We start from the raw sequence: 25,659 nt of genomic DNA, 5'->3' as shown, positions 1-25,659 counted from the left end.
TGTTCAGCTCCGGCCGCCGAGCCGGAAGTCGCGGCGGGGCTGCCACCGGGTCGCCCCGCTGTGCGAGAACAGCGTGAACGCCTCCACCTGGAACAACGCGGAGAAGTCGGCCAGGTCCTCGTACGCCTTGTCGAGCACCTCGGCCGGCACGTCCTGCGCCACGGTGACGTGCGGGTGGTACGGGAAACGCAGCTCGCGCCGCAGCTCGGGAGCCGAGTTGATCGCGGCGGCCAGCAGTTCGCACTCGCTGATCCCGGCCGCCACCGCCACGAACACCACCTGGGTGACCGGACGGAACGTGCCGGTGCCGCGCAGGTGCAGCGTGAACGGCAGGTGCGCGGCGGCGACCCGGTCCAGGTGTTCCTCGACGGCGGGCAGCGCGCGTACCGGGATCTCGGTGGGCCCGAGGAGGGTGACGTGCGCGGGGACGGCGAGCGGGTCGCCGGCCTCGACCCGGCGGCGGGTGAGCAGCCCACCCCAGGGCTCGGGGACGTCGACAGCGATCCCGATCTGGATCGTGTCCGCGCCGCCGGGCGCCGTGCCACTGCCCGCCACGTCGCGCGCCACCCCTCCGGCCACCGGCTGCGTCACCCGTTCCCGCCCGTCCGGGCCGTTACTCGAACCGCACCGGCGGGAAGAAACCGACCCGCTCGTACGCGTCCCGCAGCGTCCCGGCGGCCACCGACCGGGCCTTCTCCGCGCCCCGCGCCAGCAGCTTGTCGAGCTGGGCCGGGTCGTTCAGGTAGGCGTTCGTACGTTCCTGGATCGGCGTGACGAACTCCCGCACCACCTCGGCGAGGTCCTTCTTCAGGTCGCCGTAGCCCTTGCCGTCGTACGCGGCGACCAGGTCGTCGATGGAGCGGCCGGACAGCGCCGAGTAGATCGTCAGCAGGTTGCTGATGCCCGGCTTGCCCTCGGCGTCGAAGACGATCTCGCGGCCGGTGTCGGTGACCGCCGAGCGGATCTTCTTGGCCGAACGGGCCGGCTCCTCCAGCAGGTCGATGATGCCGGCCGGGGAGGACGACGACTTCGACATCTTGGCCGCCGGATCCTGGAGGTCGGTGATCTTCGCGGTGTCCTTCACGATGTGCGGGGAGGGCACGGTGAAGGTGCGGCCGAACAGCGAGTTGAACCGCTGCGCCAGGTCGCGGGAGAGTTCCAGGTGCTGCCGCTGGTCCTCGCCGACCGGCACCGCGTTCGCCTGGTAGAGCAGGATGTCGGCGGCCTGGAGGATCGGGTACGTGAACAGGCCGACGCTGGCCCGCTCGCTGCCCTGCTTCTGCGACTTGTCCTTGAACTGGGTCATCCGGCCGGCCTCGCCGAAGCCGGTGATGCAGCCGAGCACCCAGGCCAGCTGCGAGTGCTCGGGCACCTGCGACTGCACGAACAGCGTGCTGCGCTCCGGGTCCAGGCCGAGCGCGAACAGCTGCGCGGCGGCCAACCGGCTGCGGCGCTTGAGCACCGACGGGTCGTGCCCGGCGGTGATCGCGTGGAGGTCGACCACGCAGTAGTAGGCGTCGTGGCTGTCCTGCAACGCCACCCAGTGCCGCAGCGCGCCCAGGTAGTTGCCGAGGTGGAACGAGTCGGCCGTCGGCTGGATGCCGGAGAAGACGCGCGGGCGGGCGGGTACGTCGGACATGGCGGCAATTCTGTCAGCAAGCCCCGGCGTCCGTCATGACGGGCCGGTGGATCGGGCGGGTACGGGCGGAAGCGGACCGTTCACCTCACGCCGGGGCTCGGGCAGCCGTGCGGCGGAGACGGCCAGGCGGGACACCCGCCGGCCGTCGAGTGTGAGCACCCGCAGCAGCCAGCCCGCCGGATCGGCGGGAACCGATCCGGTGGCCGGGTCGACCGGCACCGGCACCTCGTCGCCGGCGACCGGCAGCCGGCCCAGGGCCGCCATCACGAACCCGCCCACCGTCTCGTACGGCCCGGCGGGCAGCGGCACACCGGTGCGCTCGGCGAAGTCGGTCAGGTTGAGCCGGCCGTCGACGACGGCGGGCAGACCGGCGGGTTCCGGTTCGAGCGGGCCGTGCTCGTCGTCCCGGATCTCCCCGACCAGCTCCTCGACGAGGTCCTCACAGGTGACGATGCCGGCGGTGCCGCCGTACTCGTCGACGACGACGGCCAGGTGGTGGCCCTCCCGGCGCATCTCGGTGAGCGCCGCGAGCACGCGTTTGCTGTCCGGCAGGCGCTTCACCTCCCGGATCAGGTCGCCGACCAGCAGCGGGCGGTCCGCTTCCGGGCGCAGCAGCACGTCCTGCAGGTGCACCATGCCGACCACGTCGTCGTGGGTGCCGTCCACCACCGGGTAGCGGGTGTGCGGGTGGGCCCGGACCAGCCGCTGGGCCTGTGCCAGCGAAAGCGCCGCGCTGAGGAAGACCACCTCGGTGCGGGGCACCATCACCTCGCGGACGAGCCGGGCGCCGGCGAGCAGCACCTCGTCGATGATCCGCCGTTCGTCCGGGTCGAGGAGCGTGTTTGCGGCGACCAGGTCACGCAGTTCGGCTTCGCTGATCCGCTCCCGCCCGGCGGTGGGGCTGGCCCCGAGCAGTGCCGTCACCAGACGGGTCGCACCGTCGGCGCCGCGCACCACGAGACGGGCCACGGTGCGGGCCAACGGGCCGGGTTCGCGTCGGGGCCGCCCCGACGGTCGCCGCCGCGGCCCGGGACCACCACCCTCCCGCATGAGAAGGATCGTAGACAGCGGCGGCGGCCCGCTCGGCCCAATGTGCGGATCTGTTCAATCGTGAAAGATTATGGTGGAATAGAGGCGGGCTCAACTCGACAGCCGTGACACAGCCCCCGCCCGTAGGGTGATCACGGGACGGCCGCCGCGGGACGCGGCCCAGGCAGGAGGACCGACGTGAAACTGCTCGTCACCGGCGGCGCCGGCTACATCGGCAGCGTGGTGACCCGGATGCTGCTCGACCACGGCCACCAGGTGACCGTGCTGGACGACCTGCGCACCGGTCACCGGGAGGCCCTCGCCCCCGACGCCACCCACGCCGAACTGCCGGTGCACGAGGCCGCCCGGGTGCTCACCCCCGACGCCGGGTTCGACGGCGTGCTGCACTTCGCCGCCCTGATCGCCGCCGGCGAGTCGATGATCCGCCCCGAGCTGTACTGGGACACCAACACGATCGGCTCGCTCGCGCTCATCGACGCGGTCCGCGCCGCCCGGGTGCCCCGGATGGTCTTCTCCTCCACCGCCGCCGTCTACGGCAACCCCACCGAGCTGCCCATCCCGGAGACCGCCGTCAAGGCCCCCACCAACACGTACGGCGCGACGAAGCTGGCCGTCGACATGGCGCTCACCTCCGAGGCCATCGCGCACGACCTGGCCGCCGTCTCGCTGCGCTACTTCAACGTCGCCGGGGCGTACCTGCGCGACGGGCTCGCCATCGGCGAACGGCACGCCCCGGAGACCCACCTCATCCCGATCGCGCTCGACGTGGCCGCCGGGCGGCGGGACAAGCTCCAGATCTTCGGCGACGACTACCCCACTGTCGACGGCACCTGCGTACGCGACTACATCCACGTCGAGGACCTGGCCCGCGCCCACCTGCTCGCGCTGGATGCGGCCACCCCGGGCCGGCACCGGATCTACAACCTCGGCAACGGCAACGGCTTCACCAACCGGCAGGTGGTCGACGTGGTCCGCGAGGTCACCGGGCACCCGGTGCCGGTCGAGGTGGCCCCCCGTCGCGAGGGCGACCCGGCCGAACTGGTCGCGTCCTCCGCGCTGGCCCGCGACGAGCTGGGCTGGACGCCGGCGAAGGCGACCCTGCACGACATGGTCGGCGACGCCTGGGCCTTCTACCGGGCACACGTCGCTGGTGAGCGTGAGCGCGAGGAGTGAGCCGGGGTTGCGAGCCCCGCAGTCGCGAACGAAAGAAGACACCACGTGAGCGCGAGGAGTGAGCCGGGGTTGCGAGCCCCGCAGTCGCGAACGAAAGAAGACACCACGTGAGCGCGAGGAGTGAGCCGGGGTTGCGAGCCCCGCAGTCGCGAACGAAAGAAGACACCACGTGAGCGCGAGGAGTGAGCCGGGGTTGCGAGCCCCGCAGTCGCGAGCGAAATGAGACACCAGATGAATGTCGCCGACCGCGCCACGGCCGGCTTCCGGCAGCGGTACGGCGTCGAGCCCGCGGGCCGTTGGGCGGCTCCCGGCCGGGTCAACCTGATCGGCGAGCACACCGACTACAACGACGGCTTCGTGCTGCCCTTCGCGCTGCCGCTGCGTACCGTGGTGGCCGCCGCGCCCGCCCCCGACGGACGCTGGACCGTCTGGTCTGAGCTGGACGACGAGCCGGTCGAGTTCGGCGCGGCGGAGGCCGACGAGCCGGGCCGGGTCGACGGGTGGGCCGCCTACGTGGCCGGGGTGGTGTGGGCGCTGCGCGCCGACGGCCACGACGTTCCGGGCGCGCGGCTCGCCGTCGCCTCCGACGTGCCGGTCGGCTCCGGGCTCTCCTCGTCGGCCGCGATCGAGTCGGCGGTACTCGCCGCGCTGGTCGACCTCGGCGGGCTCGACCTGCCCGCCGAACGGTGGCCGCGGCTCGCCCAGCGGGCCGAGAACGACTACGTCGGCGCGCCCACCGGAATCATGGACCAGTCCGCGGTGATCCGTGGCCGCGCCGGGCACGCCTTGTTCCTCGACTGCCGCACCGAGGAGGTCGAGCAGATCCCGTTCGACCTGGACGGCGCCGGGCTGGCCGTGCTGGTGATCGACAGCCGGGCGCCGCACCGGCACGCCGACGGCGAGTACGCCGCGCGGCGCCGCGGCTGCGAGCACGCCGCCACGGCGCTCGGGGTGACCGCGCTGCGCGACGTCCCGGTGGCCGGCCTCGACGCCGCGCTGGCCCGCCTCGGCGACGACGAGACCCGCCGCCGGGTCCGGCACGTGGTGACCGAGAACCAACGGGTGCTCGACACCGTAGCGCTGCTGCGCGCCGGCCGGGTCCGCGACACCGGTCCGCTGCTGACCGCCTCGCACGTCTCCATGCGCGACGACTTCGAGATCACCGTGCCGGAGATCGACACCGCGGTCGAGGCGGCGCTGTCCGCCGGGGCGTACGGGGCGCGGATGACCGGCGGCGGCTTCGGCGGCTGCGTCCTCGCCCTGGTCGACGCCGACGCCGCCGATGCGGTGGCGGCCGCCGTCACCGAGGCGTACGCCGAACGCGGTTTCACCGCCCCCGGCACGCTCACCGTCCTGCCGTCCAGCGGAGCAACCCGCCTGGGGTGAGGTGTAAGGAAGGGCCCCTTCTTAACGCCTGCGGTAGAGGAAGGGCCCCTTGTTAACAGTGAGCTGTTAACAAGGGGCCCTTCCTTACAGGCAGGGGTCAGCCGGCTTCGACGATCATGCCGGCGCCGACCGTACGGTTCGTCGACTCGTCGATGATCACGAAACCGCCGGTGGTCCGGTTGCGGCGGTACTCGTCGGCCAGCAACGGAACCGTGGTCCGCAGCCGGACCCGGCCGATCTCGTTGAGCTTCAGCTCACCGGCCGTCTCGTCGCGGTGCAGCGAGTTGATGTCCAGCCGGTAGTGCAGCCCGCGCACGATCGCCCGCGCCGAGCGGGTCGTGTGCTTGATCGCGTACTTGCCGCCGACCTGCAACGGCCTCGTCTCGTCCATCCAGCAGACCATCGCCTCGATGTCCTGCACGGCCGTCGGGGCGTTGTTCGGACGGCAGATCATGTCGCCACGGGAGATGTCCAGCTCGTCGGTCAGCCGGACCGTCACCGACATCGGCGGGAACGCCTCGTCCACCGGGCCGTCGGCGGTCTCCACCGCCGCGATCCGGCTGGTGAAGCCCGACGGCAACACCATCACCTCGTCGCCCGGCTTGAGCACGCCCGAGGCCACCTGACCGGCGTAACCCCGGTAGTCGGTGACGGTGGTGGACTGCGGCCGGATCACGTACTGCACCGGGAACCGCACGTCGACCAGGTTGCGGTCCGAGGCGATGTGCACCCGCTCCAGGTGGTGCAGCAGCGACGGGCCCTCGTACCACGGCATGTTCTCCGAGCGGGTGACGATGTTGTCGCCCTGGAGCGCGGACACCGGCACCACCGTCAGGTCCGGCACGTCGAGCTTCGCCGCGAACGCGGTGAACTCGTCCGCGATCCGCTCGTAGACCTCCTGCGACCAGTCCACCAAATCCATCTTGTTCACGCACAGGACCAGGTGCGGCACCCGCAGCAGCGAGCAGAGGAACGCGTGCCGGCGGGACTGCTCCACCAGGCCCTTGCGCGCGTCCACGAGGATCAGCGCCAGGTCGGCCGTGGAGGCTCCGGTGACCATGTTCCGGGTGTACTGGATGTGCCCCGGGGTGTCGGCGATGATGAACTTCCGCCGCGGCGTGGCGAAGTAGCGGTACGCCACGTCGATGGTGATGCCCTGCTCCCGCTCGGCACGCAGCCCGTCGGTGAGCAGCGCCAAGTTCGTGTACTCGTCGCCCCGGGCGGCGCTGACCGCCTCGACGGCGGCGAGCTGGTCACTGAACAGCGACTTGGTGTCGTAGAGCAGACGGCCGATCAGCGTCGACTTGCCGTCGTCGACGCTGCCCGCGGTGGCGAACCGCAGCAGGTCCATCGGCCGCGCCGTCTCACTCTCGGCCGGGGCCAGGGTCTCGACGCTCATCAGAAGTAGCCCTCTCGCTTGCGGTCCTCCATGGCGGCCTCGCTGACCCGGTCGTCGCCGCGGGTCGCGCCGCGCTCGGTGATCCGCGTGGCGGCCACCTCCTCGATCACCTTCTCCACCGTGTCGGCGTCCGAACGGACCGCCGCGGTGCAGGAGGCGTCACCCACGGTCCGGTACCGCACCTGGGCCGTGAACGACTGCTCACCGGCGCGCGCCCGGAAGAACTCGTTCACCGCGTAGAACATGCCGTCGCGCTCGATCACCTCGCGCTCGTGCGCGTAGTAGATCGACGGCAGCGGGATGCGCTCCCGCTCGATGTAGTGCCAGACGTCCAGCTCGGTCCAGTTCGACAACGGGAACACCCGGATCGACTCGCCCGGGTGGTGCCGGCCGTTGTAGAGCGACCACAACTCGGGACGCTGGTTCTTCGGATCCCACTGGCCGAACTCGTCGCGGAAGCTGAACACCCGCTCCTTGGCCCGCGCCTTCTCCTCGTCGCGCCGGGCCCCGCCGAACAGCGCGTCGAAGCGGTGCTTCTCCACCGCCTCCAGCAGCACCGGCGTCTGGATCCGGTTGCGCATGCCGTCGGCGGACTCGCGGACCAGGCCCTTGTTCAGCGCCTCCGGCACGCTCGCCACGATGAGCTGCAGGCCCAGCTCGGCCACCCGCTGATCGCGGTAGTCGAGCACCTCGGGGAAGTTGTGCCCGGTGTCCACGTGCATCACCGGGAAGGGGATGTTGGCCGGCGCGAACGCCTTCTGGGCCAACCGGAGCATCACGATCGAGTCCTTGCCGCCGGAGAACAGCAGCACCGGCCGTTCCATCTCGGCGACGACCTCGCGCATCACGAAGATGCTCTCCGCCTCGAGCGCGTCGAGGTGCGACACCTGGTACGCGGCGGGGGACGTCATGACACGAACTCGATTCGCTCGGATCCGTACATCGGATTCCAGACCTTTCAGGTCGGACTCGTGAGGAAGAACGCTCAGGTTACCCGGAATGCCGCTGCAACGCTGCAAGCAACCGACTCGCGAGATCCTTGCGGCAGACCAGCAGATCCGGTAGGCGCGGGTCGGCTCCGTTGTATTTCAGCGCAGAACCGTCGATCCGGGAAGCATGCAGACCGGTGGCCGTCGCCACAGCGACCGGAGCAGCCGAATCCCACTCGTACTGACCGCCCGCGTGGATGTACGCGTCGACCTCACCGGTGACCACGGCGGCGATCTTCGCGCCCGCCGAGCCCATCGGAACCAGATGAGCGCCGACGTCCTCTGCCAGGTCGGTCAGGAAAACCGGTGGACGGCTACGGCTGGCCGCCAACCGGATGACCCGTGCGCCGCCCCCGGTGGCCGCCTCCACAGTCATCGGCGGGTACGCCGGCGGGTGGTCGGTGCCGAGCACCCGGTACTGGGCCGGCAGGGCCACCGCACCCGCCACCAGACCGTGCGGCGTCGACGCGTTGCGCGACCAGAGCGCCACGTGCACCGCCCAGTCCGCGCGCCCCTCCTCCGCGTACTCCCGGGTGCCGTCCAGCGGGTCGATGATCCAGACCCGGTCGGCGGTCAGGCGCGACAGCGCCGCATCGGTCACCTCCGCCGTCCAGGCCAGCCGGGAACCCTCGTCCTCCTCGGACAGCACCGCGTCCGCCGGCCGCCACTTCGCCAGTTCGGTCCGGATCAGATCGTGCGAGACCTTGTCGCCGGCCGACCGGAGCGCGCCCGCGTCGGCGAAGCCCATCTCCGCGCGTAGCGCCGTCAGCGCCTGACCGGCCCGGGACGCCAGCCACCGGGCGAACCCGCCGTCGATCATCGGAGGACTGCCCATGCTGCTCCCCTCACCCGCGTTCGCTCCCGTCGCCCGAGGCTACCGGCCGGGCTCCGCCCCGCCGGTCAACCCCCGTGGTACAGGTTCTGCGTCGGCTCCACGCCCTTCAGAACCACCGACTCCACCACGTCCGCCGCGCGGTCCACCAGGAACTCCAGCTCCTTGCGCTCCGCCGGGGAGAAATCCGAGAGTACGTAGTCAGCCGGGTCCTGCCGTCCCGGCGGCCGGCCGATGCCGAACCGCACCCGCACGTAGTCCTTGGTGCCGAGCGACTTCGACATCGAGCGCAGGCCGTTGTGCCCGCCCTCGCCGCCGCCGCACTTCACCCGCACCTGCCCGTACGGGATGTCCAGCTCGTCGTGCACCGCGATCACGTGCGCCGGCGGGATCTTGTGGAACTGCGCCAGCCCGGCCACCGGACCGCCGGAGAGGTTCATGTACGTCAACGGCTTCAGCAGCACCAGCTTCGGACCGCCGAACCCCAGCCGCCCCTCGGCAGCCTCGGCCATCGCGCGCCTGTGCCGCCCGAACTTCGCGCCCACCCGGCCCGCCAGCAGGTCGGCCACCATGAACCCGACGTTGTGCCGGTTGTGCGCGTACTCCCGGCCCGGGTTGCCCAGGCCGACCACCAGCCACGGCCCCGCCTCGTCCGTCACCCGACGCCCCCTCCCGCTCGCTCGCCCGACCAGCCGTCCCGATACGCCGACAGGCGCCCCCGGGAACCGGGGACGCCTGTCGCACAGCCTCGCGGACCGGTCAGGCTTCGGTCTTCGCCTCGGCCGAGGTCTCCTCGCCCTCGGCGGCCGGAGCGCCCTCGGGAGCCTCGGCGGTCTCCTCGCCGACCTCGGCCTCGGCCTCCTCGGTGGCCTCCTCGACCTCGGGGAGGGTGGCCTCGAGCTGCTCGGCGGTCGGGGCGGCGGTCACCGAGGCGACCTGCGTCTCCGCGTCCGTGGCCAGCTCGACGCCGGCCGGCAGCTCGACGTCGGCGGCGGTGATCTGGGTGCCCACCTCGGCGCCGTCGATCGACGCCTCCAGGTGGTCCGGCACCTTGGTCGCGTCGGCGGTCACCGACAGCGTGTCGTGGTCGTGCACGATCAGCGTGTCCCTCGCGGCCTCACCGGTCAGCTGGACCGGGACCTCGACGGTGACCTTCTCGCCCCGGCGGACCAGCAGCAGGTCCACGTGCTCGAAGGTGTCCTTGATCGGGTCACGCTGGATCGCCTTCGGCAGCGCCAGCACCTGCGTGCCGTCGCTGACCTCGATCGCGAAGAGCTGGTTCGCACCGCCCTTACGGATCGCGGCGGCGAACTCCCGCGCCGGAAGCGCGATGTGCTTGGGCTTCTCGCCGTGGCCGTACAGCACGGCGGGCACCTTGCCGGCCCGGCGGGTACGACGGGCACCACCCTTGCCGAACTCGGTACGGGGCTCGGCGCTGATCTTTACCTCGGACACGGGGAAACTCCTGATGCTTCGCTGCGGCGGCTTGTCGTCTGGCGGTGCTGGGGCGAGGGGCTCGCTGGGGCTAGGGTCATGAACGACCGCCCGGAGCACCGCGTCGATGACGGCGCCTCCGTGCGGTGCTTGTCAGCAGCCCGCCGGGCACCCTCGCCGTGGCAACCGCACCAGTCTACCCGAGGGATTTCCCGGCTCTCCGGCAGTCCCCCATATCACCGCCCCGCCGGTTCCGCAGGGCATCGGTCCGGTCGCCGGAGACTCTCCGGCGACCGGCCGGCGTGCTCAGCTCAGGCCACCGAACAGGGTGGTCACCGAACCGTCGTCGAAGACCTCCCGAATCGCCCGCGCCAGCAGCGGGGCGATCGACAGCACGGTCAGCTTGTCCAGCTGCTTCTCCGACGGCAGCGGCAGCGTGTTCGTCACCACGACCTCGCTGATCGGGCTGTTCTTCAGCCGCTCCGTCGCCGGATCGGACAGCAGCGCGTGGGTCGAGGCGACCACGATCTCCGCCGCGCCCTGCTCCTTGAGGATGTCGGCCGCCTTGGTGATCGTGCCACCGGTGTCGATCATGTCGTCCACGATCAGGCACACCCGGCCCTCGACCTCACCGACCACCCGGTTCGCCACCACCTGGTTCGGCTTGAGCGGATCGCGGGTCTTGTGGATGAACGCCAGCGGGCAGCCGCCCAGCCGGTCGGTCCAGCGCTCGGCCACGCGTACCCGGCCCGAGTCCGGCGCGACCACCGTCATCGGCCGGCCCGCGTACTTGTGCTCCACGTACTCGGCCAGCACGTCCATCGCGAACAGGTGGTCCACCGGGCCGTCGAAGAAGCCCTGGATCTGCGCGGTGTGCAGGTCCACGGTCAGGATCCGGTTCGCGCCCGCGGTCCTCAGCAGATCCGCGATCAGGCGCGCCGAGATCGGCTCCCGGCCGCGGTGCTTCTTGTCCTGCCGCGCGTACGGGTAGAACGGCAGTACCACGGTGATCCGCTTGGCCGAGCCGCGCTTCAGCGCGTCGACCATGATCAGGGTCTCCATGACCCAGGTGTTCACGCCGTGCGTCACGGACTGCACCACGAAGGCGTCCGAACCACGGACCGAGTCCTTGTACCGTACGAAGATCTCGCCGTTGGCGAAGTCGTACGCGTCGGCCGGCGTCGGCGCGACGCCGAGCACCTCACCGATCTCCTTGGCCAGCTCCGGAAAACCCCTCCCGGAGAAGAGCATCAGGCTCTTGCGGTTTTCGGCGACGATGCTGCCCATGGGCCCGTCTGCTCCCGTATGTCGGTGGTACCCGGCGGCGGTGGGGCCGGGGACTGTTCGGTTGCAGTATGCCCCCGGTTCAGCGATCCACCCACGGCCCGCCGATCCCCGTGGATTCAGTCACCTTCGCTTGCGGCGCCGCCCACGTCCGGCTCACCCTCACCGGCCCGCCGCGCCGCCTCCGCGGCGTCCGTACCGGCCCGCTTGCGCAGCACCCAGCCCTCCACGTTGCGCTGCTGACCACGCGCCACCGCCATCGCGCCCGGCGGCACGTCCCCGGTGATCACCGAACCCGCAGCCGTGTACGCCCCGTCGCCCACCCGTACCGGCGCCACGAACATGTTGTCCGCTCCGGTACGGGCGTGACTGCCGATGGTGGTGTGGTGCTTGCGTACCCCGTCGTAGTTGACGAAGACGGTCGCCGCGCCGATGTTGCTGTACTCGCCGATCGTCGCGTCGCCCACGTACGACAGGTGCGGCACCTTCGAACCGTCACCGATCGACGCCTTCTTGGTCTCCACGAACGTGCCGACCTTCGCCTTGCGGCCCAGCCGCGACTCCGGACGCAGGTACGCGTACGGGCCGACGCTCGCCTGCGGGCCCACCTCGGCGCCGAGCGCGTGACTGCGCACGATGCTCGCGCCCGCGCCCACCACCGTGTCGATGAGCGTGGTGTCCGGGCCGACGAGCGCGCCCGCGCCGACCGTCGTGGCGCCCTGGAGCTGCGTGTTCTGGTCGATCACCGCGTCCCGCTCGACGGTCACCGTCACGTCGATCCAGGTGGTGTGCGGGTCGAGGATGCTGACCCCGGTACGCATCCAGCCCTCGTTCACCCGGTCCCGCAGCAGCCGGCGCAGCGCGGCCAGCTCGACCCGGTCGTTGCAGCCGAGCGTCTCCACGTAGTCGGCGGCGCAGTGCACCGCCACCGGCTCCCCGGCGTCGCGCAGCAGCGCGAAGACGTCGGTCAGGTACTCCTCGCCCTGGTCGTTGTCGGTGGAGAGCTTGCCCAGCGCCTCCCGCAGCCGGGCCGCGTCGAACGCGTAGATACCCGCGTTGATCTCCCGCAGCGCGCGCTGCTGCGGGGTGGCGTCGCGCTCCTCGATGATCTGCTCCAGCTGCCCCTGCACGTCCCGTACGATCCGGCCCAGGCCGGTCGGGTCGGGCACCTCGGCGGCGAGCACCGTCGCCGCGGCGGCGGCGTCCTCGTGCGCCTCGACGAGCGCCTGGACCGTCTCCGGCCGCAGCAGCGGCACGTCCCCGTTGATGACCACGACGGTGCCGCTCGCGTCCGGCACCGCGTCCAGCGCCATGCGGACCGCATGCCCGGTGCCGAGCTGGCGCTCCTGGAGCACCGGCGTGGCACCGGGGGCGACCTCGGACAGGTGCTCCCGGACCTGGTCGGCGCCGTGGCCGACCACGACCACCGTGCGGTCCGCACCGAGCGGACCGGCCGCGGTGAGCACGTGACCGAGCAGGGTACGGCCGAGCAGCGGGTGCAGCACCTTGGGCAGGGACGACTTCATCCGCTTGCCCTCACCGGCGGCGAGCACGACAACGGTGCGGAGGTGGGGCTGGGACACGACGTGGCTCCCGTCGGGACGGCGACAGTCTCGCGGTCATGCTAACCAGAGCAGCCCGCAGGTTGCCGCGTACCCCAGGGCACCTATACCTGGAATTGCTCGGCCGCCAGGATTCGAACCTGAAACACAAGAACCAAAATCTTGGGTGTTGCCAGTTACACCACGGCCGAAGGGACGCAGACAGCTTAGCGGGTGTCGTCCATCCCGGGAGGTCTCGGATCGGGGGCAGGGGCCGCGGCCATGCCCTCGCTGGAAGCAACCGACGTCCACGCCCAGCTCGGCCGCCCGCCATCGACCGGCCGCCTCGGCGTCCGCGTTCCCATGGATGGCCACGCGATATCTCAGCTCATGGCGGCTTCGCCCGGTCGTCTCGACGAAGCGGACGAACAGTTCCACCAGGCGGATGTCGCTGTTGGTGAACGTCAGGTCGTATCGGGGGTTGGCCGGTCTACTCTTCGTGCCCTCGCACATGTAGAGCACCGCACCGACGAGTAGCAGTTCCCGCGACGCGAGCGCCCCGACCCAGTCGGCCGCCCGTCTCCGCGCCTCGCACTCGGCCGCCTCGCGCAGCGTCCGCTTCCCCGCCCATACGAGCGCACGCCGGGCACCGGCCGCCCGACGGCGTTGTGCTGCGGCGTCGGAGGAAGCGTCGAGCGGTATGTGCCCCACCCAGCGGTAGGCGGTCGACTTCGCCACCCCGAGCCACACCGCGATCTCGTCGACCGACCGGCCCACCGCGCGCAGCCGCAGGGCCTCGGCCCGCGCGTCGTCCCGGGCTCGCGGCCGCCGGGTCCACTCCGGCGGCGGGATGCCGCGCAGCAGCGCGTACACCCGGTCGCGGCTGATGCCCAGGCGAGCCCGGATCTCGGCGACGGAGAGCTGCTCGTCCACGCGCAGGCGCCGCGCCTCGGCGGCGAGTGGGTCGGTCACCGGCACAACGTAGAACGTACGTACGACAGCGACCGGTCTGACCGGGGGCGCCGCGCCTGGCAGGATGGACGGGTGACCGACGTTTCCGGCAGCGACCGCACCCGTCGGCGGCCCGTGCCGGCGGCGAAGCCCTCCCGGGTGCGGATGTCCGCGACGCAGCGACGCGAGCAGTTGATCTCGATCGCCCGGCAGATCTTCGCCGAGCGCGGCTTCGACGCGACCTCGATCGAGGAGGTGGCGGCGCGCGCCAAGGTCTCCAAGCCGGTGGTCTACGAGCACTTCGGCGGCAAGGAGGGGCTCTACGCGGTGGTGGTGGACCGGGAGGTCCGCGCCCTGCTGGACCGCGTCACCACGGCGTTGACCGCGGGCAACCCGCGGGAGCTGCTGGAGCAGGCGGCACTGACGCTGCTGACCTACATCGAGGAGGAGACCAGCGGGTTCCGGGTGCTGGTCCGGGAGTCCCCGCTGATGTCGGCGACGGGCAACTTCAGTAGCGTGATGAACGACGTGGCGCACCAGGTGGAGCACATCCTGGCGGGCGAGTTCTCCATCCGGGGGTACGACCCGAAGCTGGCGGAGCTCTACTCGCAGGCCCTGGTGGGCATGGTGGCGCTGACCGGCCGCTGGTGGCTGGAGGTGCGCAAGCCGCGCAAGGAGACGGTGGCGGCGCACCTGGTGAACCTGGCCTGGAACGGGTTGTCGCACCTGGAGTCGAAGCCGGGGCCGATCCCCCGGGGCTGAGCCTCAGCGGTTGTCGGCGATCGGGTGATAGCGGCGCTGCCGCTCCTCCTCGGCGTGCTCGGGTGAGCCGACCTTGTCGTAGAGGCCGGTGGCGAGCAGGACGAGCCCGAACAGCAGCGACACGATGACCGTCGACATCGAGAAGTTCAGGAAGTTCGCCGGGGTCTGGAGCACCGACATCATGAGGATGCCGGTGACCAGGAAGACCGCCCCGGCGGTGAGGTTCATGTAGTGGCCGAGGTTGTCGCGGCGGGACGCGCCGACCAGCAGGACCGCGCCGAAGACCACCGAGACCAGCGAGAAGGCCAGGTTGGTGCGCAGGCCGAGCGCCCAGTCGCTGTCCCGGCCGAACAGTCCTTCGCCCCAGGTCTGGAAGACGCCGAAGACACCGAAGACCAGGATGTAGAGGCCGATGAGCCCGGACAGCACCCGGTAGAGCGGCCGTGCGGGGTGGTTCACCGGGAAGTGCGCCATGATGCCCTCCAGCCGTGTGACTGATTCGGGGTCATTGTCGCCCGGGTTGTCCGCTCCCGTCCGGAGAACGGCGAAGGCCCGGCGCAGCGGCCGGGCCTTCGGTACGAGGCGGGATCAGAGCACCAGGCGGGCCTTCTGCCAGGCCTCGTGCTCGTCGTCGGAGCCGACCTTGCCGTACATGCCGACCATCAGGAGCACCAGCGACAGCGTCAGGACCACGATGTCGGTCATGATCGAGAAGTTGAAGATGTTGGCGTCGGTCTGGAGGAACGCCAGCGCGGCCAGGCCGATCATCATCAGCGTGTAGGCCAGCCACTGGTTGATCGCCACGTCGAGGTTGCGGCCGATCGCGATGCCGACCAGGATCACGACGCCGAGCAGCATCGACAGCAGCGAGAACGCCATGTTGGTGCCCTGGCCGAGGACCTTGGTGCCGTCCTGGGCGAGGAAGTCGTTGCCGGCGCTGGCGATGACGCCGAGGCCGCCGAAGACGACGAAGTACAGACCAACGAGCCCGCCGATCGCCCGGTAGATCGGCCGCGCGGGGTGGTTGACGGGGGTGTGGGCCATCTCTGCGTCTCCAAAAGACCGAACGGACGAGGGTTCCACAGGTGATTGTCCCGTACGCCGGTCAGTGACGCCGCACACCCCCCACCCCGGCGGCAGGTCAGCCGGCCGGAAGCTCCTCGGCGAGGGCCAGCCAGGTCTCCTCGGTGCGGTCCCGCTCGGCCCGCACCTCCTTGAGCTGGGCGTCCAGCTCGGCGACCCGGGCGTAGTCGGTGGCGTTCGCGGCGAGCTGCTCGTGCAGGCCCGCCTCCTTCTGTTCGAGCTTGGCGATCTGCCGTTCCAGCCGGTTGAGTTCCTTCTTCGCGACGCGTACCTCGGCCGCGGACATGCCCTCGCGCGCCGGCGCCGCCGTGGCCGGGGTGAGGTCGGCGGGTGCCGGGCCGCCGGCCGCGGCGGCGCGCGCCAGGTATTCGTCGACGCCGCCGGGCAGGTGCACCAGCCGGCCGTCACCGAACATGCCGTACGCGACGTCGGTGACCCGCTCGATCAGGTAGCGGTCGTGGCTGGCCACCACGATCGTGCCGGGCCACGAGTCGAGCAGGTCCTCCAGCGCGGCGAGCGTGTCGGTGTCCAGGTCGTTGGTGGGCTCGTCCAGCAGCAGCACGTTGGGTTCCCCGGCGAGCAGCCGCAGCATCTGCAGGCGGCGGCGCTCACCGCCGGACAGGTCGCTCACCGGGGTCCAGAGCCGCTTGTCGTCGAAGCCGAAGATCTCGGCGAGCTGGGCGGCGCTGATCTCCCGGTCGCCGAACTGCACACGCCGGGCCACCTCCTCCACGGCTTCCAGCACGCGCAGGTGGCCGGGGAGTTCGGCGAGTTCCTGGGACAGGAACGCGGGCCGGACGGTCTGCCCGGCGGCGAAGCGCCCGCCGTCGGGACCGGTCACCCCGGCGAGCATCCGCAGCAGGGTGGTCTTGCCGGCGCCATTGCGGCCGAGGATCGCGACGCGGTCGCCGGGGCCGACCTGCCACGTGGTGTCGTGCAGGATCTCCTTCGGCCCGGCGTGCAGCCGGACGTGTTCGAGGTCGTACACCTGCTTGCCGAGCCGGGCGGTGGCGAGCCGTTGCAGCGACATGGTGTCGCGGGGTTCCGGCACGTCGGCGATGAGCGCGTTCGCCGCGTCGATGCGGAACTTGGGCTTGGAGGTGCGGGCCGGGGCGCCCCGGCGCAGCCAGGCGATCTCCTTGCGGAGCAGGTTCTGCCGGCGGGCCTCGGTGGCGGCGGCGACGCGCTGCCGCTCGACGCGGGCCAGCGTCCAGGCGGCGAAGCCGCCCTCGTACGCCCGGACGGTCTGGTCGGCGACCTCCCAGGTGGTGGTGCAGACGGCGTCGAGGAACCAGCGGTCGTGGGTGACCACGACGAGCGCGCCCTTGCGGGTGACGAGGTGCCGGGCCAGCCAGTCGACGCCACCGACGTCGAGGTGGTTGGTGGGCTCGTCGAGGACGAGCAGGTCGGCGTCGCGGACCAGCAGCGCGGCAAGCGCGACCCGGCGGCGTTCGCCACCGGACATCGGACCGACGGCCGTGTCCAGGCCGAGGTGGGGCATGCCGAGGCCGTCGAGGATGGCGCGCACACCCGCGTCGCCGGCCCACTCGTGCTCGGCGCCCATGCTCTCGCTCAGCCAGGCGGTGCCGAGCACGACGTCCCGCACGGTGAGGTCTCCGGCCAGGTCCAGGCGCTGCGGCAGCCAGGCCACCCGCAGGTCGCGGCGGTGGGTGACACGGCCGTCGTCGGGTTCCTCGGTGCGGGTGAGCAGCCGCAGCAGCGTCGACTTGCCGGCGCCGTTGAGACCGACCACACCGACCCGGTCGGCGTCGTCGAGGCCGAGCGAGACGTCGGTGAGCAGCGGCCCCGCGGCGCCGTACCCCTTGGACACCCGGTCCAGGTTGACGATGTTGGCCACTGACCCACCCCTCACGACTCAGGCGTCCCGGGGGCCCGGGACGCCTGAGTCAAGGGTACGGGGCGTCAGACGACGCGGGCGCCGGCGACCGGACCGTGCGCGACGCGGGCCTCCCGGCACACCCCGGCGGCGGTGATCTCGGCGGCGATCCGGACCGCGTCGGCCTCGCCGGTGGCCAGGAAGACGCAGGTGGGACCGGAGCCGGAGACGATACCGGCGAGCGCGCCTGCGGCTTCGCCGGCCTTGAGCGTCTCGGCCAGCGCCGGGCGCATGGTCAGCGCGGCGTCCTGGAGGTCGTTGCCGAGCGTGGCGGCGAGCACCAGGGGGTCGCGCTGGCGCAGGGCGGCGAGCAGTGCGTCGGTGCTGCCCAGCGGCGTGCCGGCGGCTCCGGTGTCGCGCAGCCGGTCCAGTTCCCGGTAGGCGGCCGGGGTGGACAGGCCGCCGTCGGCGATGGCCACCACCCAGTGCCAGGAGGTGGGGCGGGCCAGCACCGGGCTGACCGCCTCGCCCCGGCCGGTGCCGAGCGCGGTGCCGCCGTGGATGAGGAACGGCACGTCGGAGCCGAGGTCGGCGGCGATGCCGGCGAGTTCGTCGCGGGACAGCCCGGTGCCCCAGAGCGTGTCGCAGGCGACGAGCGCGGCGGCGGCGTCGGCGCTGCCACCGGCGAGCCCGCCGGCGAGCGGGATCTGCTTGCGCAGGTGCAGCCGGGCGTGCGGGGCGACGCCCGCGTAGCCGGCGAGCGCGTGCGCGGCGCGCAGCGCCAGGTTGGTGTCGTCCAGGGCCAGCTCGCCGGCGCCCTCGCCCTCCATGGTGAGGGTGAGCGTGTCGCCGCGACGGGCGGTCAACTCGTCGTAGATGGAAATCGCGTGGTAGACGGTGTTCAGCTCGTGGTAGCCGTCACGCCGCAGCGGCCCGACGCCGAGATGCAGGTTGACCTTGGCCGGCACCCGCACCTTGACCGGGCCGCTGGACCCGCGCCGCTGCCCGTCCTCGTCCTCCGGTCGCCATGCCTCGGTCACCGGGCGGACTCCACCGGACGTGGGCGGATGTCGAACGGCTTCGGCACGGTCAGCTCCTCGGCGCAGGGTCGGGCAACGGCGCCAGCCTACTGCTCGCCGCCGGGGGCGCCCGGGGCCGACGCGGCGATGGCGGCGAACTGCTCGACGGTGAGCGATTCGCCCCGGGCGCCCGGGTCCACGCCGGCGGCGGTGAGCGCGGCGGCGGCCCGGTCGGCGCCGCCGGCCCAGCCGGCCAGGGCGGCCCGCAGCGTCTTGCGGCGCTGCGCGAACGCGGCGTCGACGACCGCGAAGACGGTCCTCCGGGGTACGTCCGGCCGGGGCGGTTCGCGGCGGGCGAACGCGACCAGGCCGGAGTCGACGTTCGGCACCGGCCAGAACACGTTCGGCGGGACCTTACCGGCGGCGCGGGCGCGGGCGTACCAGGCGAGTTTGACCGACGGGATGCCGTACACCTTGGAGCCGGGACCGGCGACGAGCCGGTCGGCGACCTCCTTCTGCACCATCACCAGGCCGTGGCGCAGCGTGGGCAGTTCGGCGAGCAGGTGCAGCACGACCGGCACGGCGACGTTGTAGGGCAGGTTCGCCACCAGCGCGGTCGGCGCCGGGTCGCCCAGGTCGGCGGCGGTGACCCGCAGCGCGTCGGCCGGGTGGACGGTGAGCCGCCCGGCGGCCGTCCCGGCGAAGCGGGCGGCGGTCTCCGGCAGCGCGGCGGCCAGCGCCGGGTCGAGTTCCACGGCGTGCACGTGCGCGGCGACCGGCAGCAGGGCGAGCGTGAGCGAGCCGAGGCCGGGGCCGACCTCCAGCGCCACGTCGTCGGGGGTCAGGCCGGCGGTGGTGACGATCCGGCGCACGGTGTTCGGGTCGTGCACGAAGTTCTGGCCGAGCTTCTTGGTCGGCGTGACGCCGAGGCGCGCGGCGAGTTCCCGGATCTCCGCCGGGCCGAGGAGTCCGGTCACGCCCCGTAGCGTAAGCGCCCCCGCCCGCGGGGAAGGAAGGGCCCCTTCTTAACGCCTCGCGATATGGAGGGGCCCCTTCTTAACGCCACGGGCCGAACGCGCGCTCACCGTTGGTGGAGAGGGCGGCGCAGAGGGCGTCCAGGTCGGTGCCGGTGGTCTCGGCGAGGAAGCGGACCGTCAGCGGGATCAGGTACGACGCGTTGGGCCGTCCCCGGTACGGCATCGGGGTGAGGTAGGGCGCGTCGGTCTCCACGAGCATCTGCGCGGGCGGGGTGACGGCGGCGGCCTCGCGCAGCGCGGCGGCGCTGCCGAACGTGACGGTGCCGGCGAAGCTGAGCAGGAAGCCGCGCCGGACGCACTCGCGGGCGAAGTCGGCGTCGCCGGAGAAGCAGTGCATGACCACGGTGTCCGGGGCGCCCTCGTCGTCGACGACGCGCAGCACGTCGGCGTGCGCGTCCCGGTCGTGGATGACGAGCGCCTTGCCGTGCCGCTTGGCGATGGCGATGTGCGCCCGGAAGCTCTCCTCCTGCGCCGCCCGCCCGTCGTCGCCGGTACGGAAGAAGTCCATGCCGGTCTCGCCGACACCCCGGACCCGGTCCCGGCCGGCGAGCGTCTCGATCTCGCGCAGCGCCTCGTCCAGGTCGGCCAGCCGGGGCGCCTCGTTCGGGTGCAGCGCGACGGTGGCGAGCACCGGGGCGTACCGGTCGGCCACGTCGGCGCCCCACCGGGACGAGTCGACGTCCACCCCGACCTGGACGAGGCGGTCCACGCCGGCCCGGGCGGCGACGTCGATCGCGGCGGCCACCGGGTCGTCGCCGGATGCGCCACCGGGAGGCGTGCCGAACTCGCCGACGGTGATGTCGAGATGGGTGTGGCTGTCCGGCACGGGTACGGGCAGCGGCTCGGGGGCGGGCGGGAACTCCCCGGCCCGGCGGGCGGCGCGCTGCTTGCGGGTCTCGGTCTGCTCGGTCATCGCGGCCAGCATCACACACCCGCCCGGTGCGGCGTTCCCGGACCGCCACCGCCTGTTCACATGGCTCACATCTGGCGGGCTTAGCGTCCTGGAGTGACCGTCACGGACCACGCCGGCGGGCCCGCCTCCGACCGGGCCGGGTTGCGCGTGACGTACGGCGGCCGGGTGCATCCGGCGGAGGAGATCGCCCGGGGCGCGGCGTACGAGTTGTTCAGCGCCGACGAGGCGCCCGGGTTCGAGTGGTGTCCCCGGCCCGGCAACGGCTATCCGTGGCGCCGGTTCGTGCACGCGACCGAGGTGGACGCGGTGCACGGGGGCGCCGAGCCGGCGGACGACACGGACGCGCCGCTGCTGATGCCGGTGCACCGGGACCGGGGCTGGGCGTACCTGCATCAGCTCAGCCAGCAGCCGGGCGCGGCGGCCGATCCGACGCTCGCCGCGGTGCGGGCGTCGGCGGTGGTCCGGCCCGGTACCCGGATGGTGAAGGTGCTCTCCGCCCGGCAGCTCGCCGGGTACGTGCGCGGCTGGCTGCCGCACGGCTTCTGTTACCGGGAGCACGACGTGGCGCACCTGCGGACACCGGCCGGGATGGCGGTGCTGCGGGGCGACTCCGAGGGCGGCGACGTGGCGTACGCGCTGCGCTGGCGGGCCGCCGACCCGGCCGACTACGACGTGCCGGTGGGCCCGGCGCACCGGGGGCTCATGGCGTTGCCGCCCCGGGACCGGCTCGGGCCGCCGGTTCTGGGCACCGGGTTCGTGCCGAGCAGCGCGCAGCTCGTACCGGAGTTCGTCACCCGGGAGTTCGCCGACCTGCCGATGCCGGCGAACGCCACGCTGCTCGCCTACCCGGCGGAAGGGGTGGAGGTGGTGCTCTACACCTACCAGGCGGAGCAGCGGGGCTGGCTGCGCCTGGCCGGGCCGCAGTGGCGGCACCTGCTCGCCGCGGTGCCCGGTCTGGCCGCCGACCAGGAGTACGTGCCGACCGGCGAGGCTCCGCGCTCGACCCGGCTCGTCGGCACGTACGCCGGTTCGGAGTACGAGGCGGTGGCCGACCAGCCGGGCGGGTTCCGGGTGCTGGCGATGACCCGGGCGGCCCGGTACCCGGTGGAGGCGGCGGCCCGCCGGGTGCGTACGGCGGTCTGGCGCGGGGTGCCGTGCCTGGTGCTGCGGGAGGAGGGCGGCTGGCTGCGGTTGCGGCTGCGCCGCCCGGATCCGGACGGGGTGGCCGCGACCGGCGCGCAGTGCCTGGAACGCGGCGTGTACGAGGTCTGGGCGCCCGGCGGCGAGCTGACCGACGACCGGGTGGCGGACGTGCCCTATCCGGCCCGCCACGAATAGACGAGGGCAGGTCGGGAAGGCGTGGGGGGTCCGAGAAGCCCGCGCGAGGGGGAACCCCGACATGCCTTTCGTCACTGTCGGTACGGAGAACGCCGCACCCATCGACCTGTACTACGAGGATCACGGTTCCGGTCGGCCGATCGTGCTGATCCACGGTTTCCCGTTCAACGGGGCGACCTGGGAGAAGATGAGCGGTCCGCTGCTGGACGCCGGGTACCGGGTGATCACGTACGACCGGCGAGGGTTCGGCAGTTCCGCGCAGCCGGCCATGGGCTACGACTACGACACGTTCGCGGCCGACCTGGACGTGCTGATGACCGAGCTGGACCTGCGGGACGCGATCCTGGTCGGGCACTCCATGGGCACCGGTGAGGTGACCCGCTACCTGGGTGCGTACGGGTCGGACCGGGTGGACCGGGCGGTGCTGATGGCCCCGTTGGCGCCGTACCTGCTGAAGACGCCCGACGATCCGGAGGGCGTCGACAAGAGCATGTTCGACGGGTTCCAGAAGGCGATCATCCAGGACCGGTTCGCCTACCTGACCCAGTTCTGCGACGCGTTCTTCAACGCCAGCGAGAACCGGGGGAAGCTGGTCAGCGACGAGGCGTACCGCGCGCACTGGCAGATCGGCGCGCAGGCGTCGGCCAAGGGCACCCACGACTCGGTGGACGCCTGGCAAACCGACTTCCGCGGTGACCTGCCGAACATCGACGTGCCGGTGCTGATCATCCAGGGTGACAAGGACAACGTGCTGCCGTTCCCGGTGACGGGTCAGCGGCTGGTGAACATGCTGTCCGACGCCAAGCTGGTCACGCTGAGGGGTGCGCCGCACGGCACGCCGTGGACCCATCCCACCGAGGTCAACACGGCCATCATGGAGTTCATCGGCGAGCCGAGCATGGCGACCGCCTGACGGGAGAGACGACCGCGGCCCGGGGAGATCCCCGGGCCGCGGTCCGCGCGTGTGCTCAGCCGGCCAGGCGGGCCAGTTCCTCCTCGACGATGGACGGGTCGAGCTTGCGGAACACCGGCTTCGGCGCCGCGAGCGGCCGGCCCGCTTCCAGGGGTACGGACTCCCAGCGCGCCCCGACCGTGTAGTCGCCGGTCAGCACCGGGTACGACGGTCCGCCGTCGAGGTCGTCGACCTCCTCGACGACCGGCATCGGCGCGTGCACGCCGGTGCCGCCGAGCAACTCGTGGATCTTCTGGGCGGAGTGCGGCAGGAACGGGGTGAGCAGCGTGTTGGCGTCGCTGACCACCTGGAGCGCGACGTGCAGGACGGTGCCCATGCGGGGCTTGTCGTCAGCGCCCTTGAGCTTCCAGGGCGCCTGCTCGGAGAGGTACTTGTTGGCCTCGGCGACGACCTTCATGGCCTCGCCGATGGCCTGCTTCTGCCGGTGCCGGGCGATCAGGTCGCCGACGACGGCGAAGCCGGCCTTCGCGGTGTCCAGCAGTGCCTGGTCGGCCTCGGTGAGCCCGGCCGGGTCGACCGGCGGGATCGCGCCGAAGTTCTTCGCCGCCAGGGACACCGACCGGTTGACCAGGTTGCCCCAGCCGGCGACCAGTTCGTCGTTGTTGCGGCGCAGGAACTCGGCCCAGGTGAAGTCGGTGTCGTTGCTCTCCGGGCCGGCCACCGCGATGAAGTAGCGCAGCGCGTCGGCGTCGTAGCGCTCCAGGAAGTCCCGGACGTAGATGACCACTTTGCGGGAGGAGGAGAACTTGCGCCCTTCCATGGTCAGGTACTCGCTGGAGACGACCTCGGTGGGCAGGTTGAGCCGGCCCAGCTCGCCCGGCTCGCCGTCGCGGGCGCCCTCACCGGAGTAGCCGCCGAGCAGCGCCGGCCAGATCACCGAGTGGAAGACGATGTTGTCCTTGCCCATGAAGTAGTAGGAGCGGGCGTCCTTCCCCTGACCGTCCGCCGACCACCACTTGCGCCACGCCTCCGGGTCGCCGGTGCGTCGGGCCCATTCGATGGACGCGGACAGGTAGCCGATGACCGCGTCGAACCACACGTAGATCCGCTTGTCCGGGCGGTCGCGCCAGTCGTCGAGCGGGATCGGCACGCCCCACTCCAGATCCCGGGTGATGGCCCGGGGCTGGAGGTCGTCGAGCAGGTTGCGGGAGAAGCGCAGCACGTTCGGACGCCAGCCCTCGCGGGTGTCCAGCCACTGCCGCAGCGAGTCGGCCAGGGCGGGGAGGTCGAGGAAGAAGTGCTCGGTCTCGACGAACTCCGGTGTCTCCCCGTTGATCTTCGACTTGGGGTCGATCAGGTCGATCGGGTCGAGCTGGTTGCCGCAGTTGTCGCACTGGTCGCCGCGCGCGCTGTCGTAGCCGCAGATCGGGCAGGTGCCCTCGATGTAGCGGTCGGGCAGCGTCCGGCCGGTGGACGGGGAGATCGCCCCGGTGGTGACCTTCGGGACGATGTAGCCGTTGCGGTGCAGGCCGCTGAACAGCTCCTGCACCACCGCGTAGTGGTTGCGCGTGGTGGTGCGGGTGAACAGGTCGTACGACAGGCCCAGCGCCCGCAGGTCCTCGGCGATCACCCGGTTGTAGCGGTCGGCCAGCTCGCGGGGGGTGACCCCCTCGGCGTCGGCCTGCACCTGGATCGGGGTGCCGTGCTCGTCGGTGCCGGAGACCATGAGCACGTCGTGACCGGCCATCCGCATGTACCGGGAGAAGACGTCGGAGGGAACGCCGAATCCGGATACGTGGCCGATGTGGCGCGGGCCGTTGGCGTAGGGCCAGGCGACCGCGGCGAGAACGTGACTCATGAGCAGCAAGCCTAGTGATTGCCGCGGGTGTGCCGCGAACCAATGGGGTGTGCGCTCGGACCGTACGTCCGATTTGTCGCCGACACGCGGCCTCGGCTAACCGACAATACCGACGTACCGGTGTGAAATGAACATCGTGACCAGCAGACCACCGGCACCCGAGCCGTCGGCCGCCGCCACGCGGCGGGCGGCGCGGCCCGTGCCGCCCGGCGGGCCCTTCGCCCCGCAGCCACGGCTCGACCCGGCGGACCCGCCGGTGGAGGTGGAGCCGACCACCGGAGCGCCGGTGGACGCCGTGCCGAACCGGGTGCCGGTGCGCCAGCCGCGCTGGCAGCGCGAGGCCGCCCCGGCCGGCGGCTGGGCACCGATCGAGGAGGTGCACTGGGACGGCACGCCGCTGCGGGACGAGCCGCGCCCGCCTCCCGGCCGGCCGCCCGCGCGGCGGGAACGCGTCCGCCCGCCCGCGCCGCCGAGCCCGCCCGCCGGGCTGGCCGTGCTGGTGACGCTGAGCCTGCTCGCCGCGTTCTTCGCCTGGGTGAGCGCCGGGCCGTTCTGGCTGGCGGTCGGGCACTCGACCGGCGGCACCGTGATGATCACCGAGTGCGCGGGCGGCGGATTCACCCAGCGCTGCCGGGGCATCTTCTCCGCCGACGGCGACCGGTTCCAGGCCCACGGGGTACGCGTCAGCGGCGTACCGGCCGGGCGCACCGACACCGGCAGCTCGCTGCGCGCGCGGATGACCGGGCCGGACGGGTCCACCGCCTACGCGGACACCGGCGCCGGACGGCACCTGCACTGGCTGCTGGGGCTGGCCCTGGTGGCCGGCTGCGCCGCCGGGATCGCCAGGTGGACCGGGGCCACCCGGCTCACCGACGAGCGGCAGCGGCGCCGGGCGGTCGGCCTGGCACTGGCCGGGCCGCTGCTGATCACCGTCGGCTTCCTGGCCGCAGCCTGGTGAGGTGAGGCGTTATTGAGGGGTAGGGCAAATGTGCCGTGGTTATTCTGCGGCGTAGCGGACTTCGGGCTTGCCGAAGAAGGCTTTCACCGTGGCTGGCTGGTTCTGCCGGCGGCGTAGGTGCCGGCTGGCTGCGGTGGCCAGATCTGTAGGGCTGGCCGGGCGGGCTTGTGCGACATGGTGTTTGACGTCGTGGTTGAGCAGTTCCACGGGGTTGAGTTCAGGGGCGTAGCCGGGCAGGAAGTGCATCTCGATGTCGTCGGTGC

Annotated in this window: 23 protein-coding genes, 1 tRNA gene and 2 pseudogenes; 6 read left to right on the top strand and 20 right to left on the bottom strand. The window is 72.1% G+C overall.

The features are described 5' to 3' along the window. Positions 1–3 precede the first annotated feature (3 nt). Genes C569_RS0112135 through C569_RS0112125 form a run of 3 tightly spaced genes read right to left on the bottom strand, consistent with a single transcriptional unit; the run spans position 4 to position 2,689 of the window. The gene (locus C569_RS0112135) at positions 4–591 is read right to left on the bottom strand and encodes a 2'-5' RNA ligase family protein (protein ID WP_018786049.1); all 588 of its coding nucleotides are present in this window, start codon (positions 589–591) and stop codon (positions 4–6) included. A gap of 22 nt (positions 592–613) precedes the next feature. Beyond that, positions 614–1,639 carry a tryptophan--tRNA ligase gene (gene trpS, locus C569_RS0112130; RefSeq protein ID WP_018786048.1) on the bottom strand — a complete coding sequence of 342 codons (1,026 nt, stop codon included), beginning with the start codon at positions 1,637–1,639 and terminating at the stop codon, positions 614–616. 33 nt (positions 1,640–1,672) lie between these two features. After that, positions 1,673–2,689, bottom strand: a complete 1,017-nt coding sequence (locus tag C569_RS0112125; protein ID WP_196806720.1) for a hemolysin family protein — start codon at positions 2,687–2,689, stop codon at positions 1,673–1,675. 177 nt (positions 2,690–2,866) lie between these two features. Here C569_RS0112125 and galE point away from each other — a divergent pair, with 177 nt between their 5' ends. Further along, on the top strand, positions 2,867–3,862 hold the full coding sequence (galE, locus tag C569_RS0112120; protein ID WP_018786046.1) for a UDP-glucose 4-epimerase GalE: 996 nt from the start codon (positions 2,867–2,869) through the stop codon (positions 3,860–3,862). Between the two features lie 231 nt (positions 3,863–4,093). Further along, positions 4,094–5,248: a galactokinase gene (gene galK, locus C569_RS0112115; protein WP_018786045.1), complete on the top strand. Its 1,155-nt coding sequence runs from the start codon at positions 4,094–4,096 to the stop codon at positions 5,246–5,248. A gap of 97 nt (positions 5,249–5,345) precedes the next feature. On the opposite strand, the gene C569_RS0112110 is transcribed toward galK, so the two are convergent. From C569_RS0112110 to C569_RS34875, 9 genes and pseudogenes are all read right to left on the bottom strand, one after another. Continuing rightward, on the bottom strand, positions 5,346–6,647 hold the full coding sequence (locus tag C569_RS0112110) for a sulfate adenylyltransferase subunit 1 (protein WP_018786044.1): 1,302 nt from the start codon (positions 6,645–6,647) through the stop codon (positions 5,346–5,348). Then, the gene (gene cysD / locus C569_RS0112105) at positions 6,647–7,558 is read right to left on the bottom strand and encodes a sulfate adenylyltransferase subunit CysD (RefSeq protein ID WP_018786043.1); all 912 of its coding nucleotides are present in this window, start codon (positions 7,556–7,558) and stop codon (positions 6,647–6,649) included. Before cysD ends, C569_RS0112110 begins: the two co-directional genes overlap by 1 nt. A gap of 79 nt (positions 7,559–7,637) precedes the next feature. Then, positions 7,638–8,471, bottom strand: a complete 834-nt coding sequence (locus tag C569_RS0112100) for an inositol monophosphatase family protein (protein WP_026268049.1) — start codon at positions 8,469–8,471, stop codon at positions 7,638–7,640. Positions 8,472–8,536: 65 nt separating this feature from the next. Further along, entirely contained in the window at positions 8,537–9,127 is a 591-nt protein-coding gene (pth, locus tag C569_RS0112095; RefSeq protein WP_018786041.1) for an aminoacyl-tRNA hydrolase, read from the bottom strand. Positions 9,128–9,227: 100 nt separating this feature from the next. Beyond that, positions 9,228–9,923 carry a 50S ribosomal protein L25/general stress protein Ctc gene (locus tag C569_RS0112090; RefSeq protein WP_018786040.1) on the bottom strand — a complete coding sequence of 232 codons (696 nt, stop codon included), beginning with the start codon at positions 9,921–9,923 and terminating at the stop codon, positions 9,228–9,230. Between the two features lie 285 nt (positions 9,924–10,208). Beyond that, positions 10,209–11,189, bottom strand: a complete 981-nt coding sequence (locus C569_RS0112085) for a ribose-phosphate diphosphokinase (RefSeq protein ID WP_018786039.1) — start codon at positions 11,187–11,189, stop codon at positions 10,209–10,211. Positions 11,190–11,245: 56 nt separating this feature from the next. After that, positions 11,246–12,769, bottom strand: a pseudogene (gene glmU, locus C569_RS0112080) (bifunctional UDP-N-acetylglucosamine diphosphorylase/glucosamine-1-phosphate N-acetyltransferase GlmU); the annotation flags it as partial. 98 nt (positions 12,770–12,867) lie between these two features. Next, a tRNA-Gln gene (locus tag C569_RS0112075) sits at positions 12,868–12,939 on the bottom strand. 508 nt (positions 12,940–13,447) lie between these two features. After that, positions 13,448–13,600: pseudogene (locus C569_RS34875) on the bottom strand (helix-turn-helix domain-containing protein); the annotation flags it as partial. 171 nt (positions 13,601–13,771) lie between these two features. Between C569_RS34875 and C569_RS0112070 the strand changes: the two are divergent. Further along, positions 13,772–14,440, top strand: a complete 669-nt coding sequence (locus C569_RS0112070; RefSeq protein WP_018786037.1) for a TetR/AcrR family transcriptional regulator — start codon at positions 13,772–13,774, stop codon at positions 14,438–14,440. 3 nt (positions 14,441–14,443) lie between these two features. Here C569_RS0112070 and C569_RS0112065 read toward each other — a convergent pair whose 3' ends face one another. The 6 genes from C569_RS0112065 to C569_RS0112040 all read right to left on the bottom strand — a co-directional run bounded on the left by C569_RS0112065 (position 14,444) and on the right by C569_RS0112040 (position 20,341). Next, positions 14,444–14,914: a DUF4383 domain-containing protein gene (locus tag C569_RS0112065; RefSeq protein ID WP_018786036.1), complete on the bottom strand. Its 471-nt coding sequence runs from the start codon at positions 14,912–14,914 to the stop codon at positions 14,444–14,446. Positions 14,915–15,028: 114 nt separating this feature from the next. Further along, on the bottom strand, positions 15,029–15,484 hold the full coding sequence (locus C569_RS0112060; protein ID WP_018786035.1) for a DUF4383 domain-containing protein: 456 nt from the start codon (positions 15,482–15,484) through the stop codon (positions 15,029–15,031). A gap of 97 nt (positions 15,485–15,581) precedes the next feature. Further along, positions 15,582–17,381, bottom strand: a complete 1,800-nt coding sequence (locus C569_RS0112055; protein WP_018786034.1) for an ABC-F family ATP-binding cassette domain-containing protein — start codon at positions 17,379–17,381, stop codon at positions 15,582–15,584. A gap of 65 nt (positions 17,382–17,446) precedes the next feature. Next, a complete protein-coding gene (locus C569_RS0112050; protein ID WP_018786033.1) occupies positions 17,447–18,400 on the bottom strand; it encodes a 4-(cytidine 5'-diphospho)-2-C-methyl-D-erythritol kinase in 954 nt (317 codons plus the stop codon). An 86-nt stretch (positions 18,401–18,486) separates the two neighbouring features. Continuing rightward, positions 18,487–19,356 (bottom strand): 16S rRNA (adenine(1518)-N(6)/adenine(1519)-N(6))-dimethyltransferase RsmA, encoded by an 870-nt coding sequence (rsmA, locus tag C569_RS0112045; RefSeq protein WP_018786032.1) that lies wholly within the window; start codon positions 19,354–19,356, stop codon positions 18,487–18,489. Between the two features lie 79 nt (positions 19,357–19,435). After that, entirely contained in the window at positions 19,436–20,341 is a 906-nt protein-coding gene (locus C569_RS0112040; RefSeq protein WP_018786031.1) for a TatD family hydrolase, read from the bottom strand. Between the two features lie 81 nt (positions 20,342–20,422). Between C569_RS0112040 and C569_RS0112035 the strand changes: the two genes are divergently transcribed. Then, positions 20,423–21,667 (top strand): hypothetical protein, encoded by a 1,245-nt coding sequence (locus C569_RS0112035; protein ID WP_018786030.1) that lies wholly within the window; start codon positions 20,423–20,425, stop codon positions 21,665–21,667. A 61-nt stretch (positions 21,668–21,728) separates the two neighbouring features. Continuing rightward, complete coding sequence (locus C569_RS0112030; protein ID WP_018786029.1) at positions 21,729–22,580, top strand: alpha/beta fold hydrolase; 852 nt, start codon at positions 21,729–21,731, stop codon at positions 22,578–22,580. Between the two features lie 55 nt (positions 22,581–22,635). Here C569_RS0112030 and metG read toward each other — a convergent pair whose 3' ends face one another. Next, complete coding sequence (metG, locus tag C569_RS0112025; protein ID WP_026268048.1) at positions 22,636–24,438, bottom strand: methionine--tRNA ligase; 1,803 nt, start codon at positions 24,436–24,438, stop codon at positions 22,636–22,638. 127 nt (positions 24,439–24,565) lie between these two features. Here metG and C569_RS0112020 point away from each other — a divergent pair, with 127 nt between their 5' ends. Then, on the top strand, positions 24,566–25,396 hold the full coding sequence (locus C569_RS0112020; protein WP_018786027.1) for a hypothetical protein: 831 nt from the start codon (positions 24,566–24,568) through the stop codon (positions 25,394–25,396). A gap of 39 nt (positions 25,397–25,435) precedes the next feature. Here C569_RS0112020 and C569_RS32275 read toward each other — a convergent pair. Then, positions 25,436–25,659, bottom strand: a 224-nt coding sequence (locus tag C569_RS32275) for a transposase (RefSeq protein ID WP_196806719.1), incomplete at its 5' end; no start/stop codon positions are given.

The organism is Micromonospora sp. CNB394, from assembly GCF_000374985.1.
Classification (GTDB): Bacteria; Actinomycetota; Actinomycetes; order Mycobacteriales; family Micromonosporaceae; genus Micromonospora; species Micromonospora marina.
This window is presented reverse-complemented; position numbering and strand designations above follow the sequence as displayed.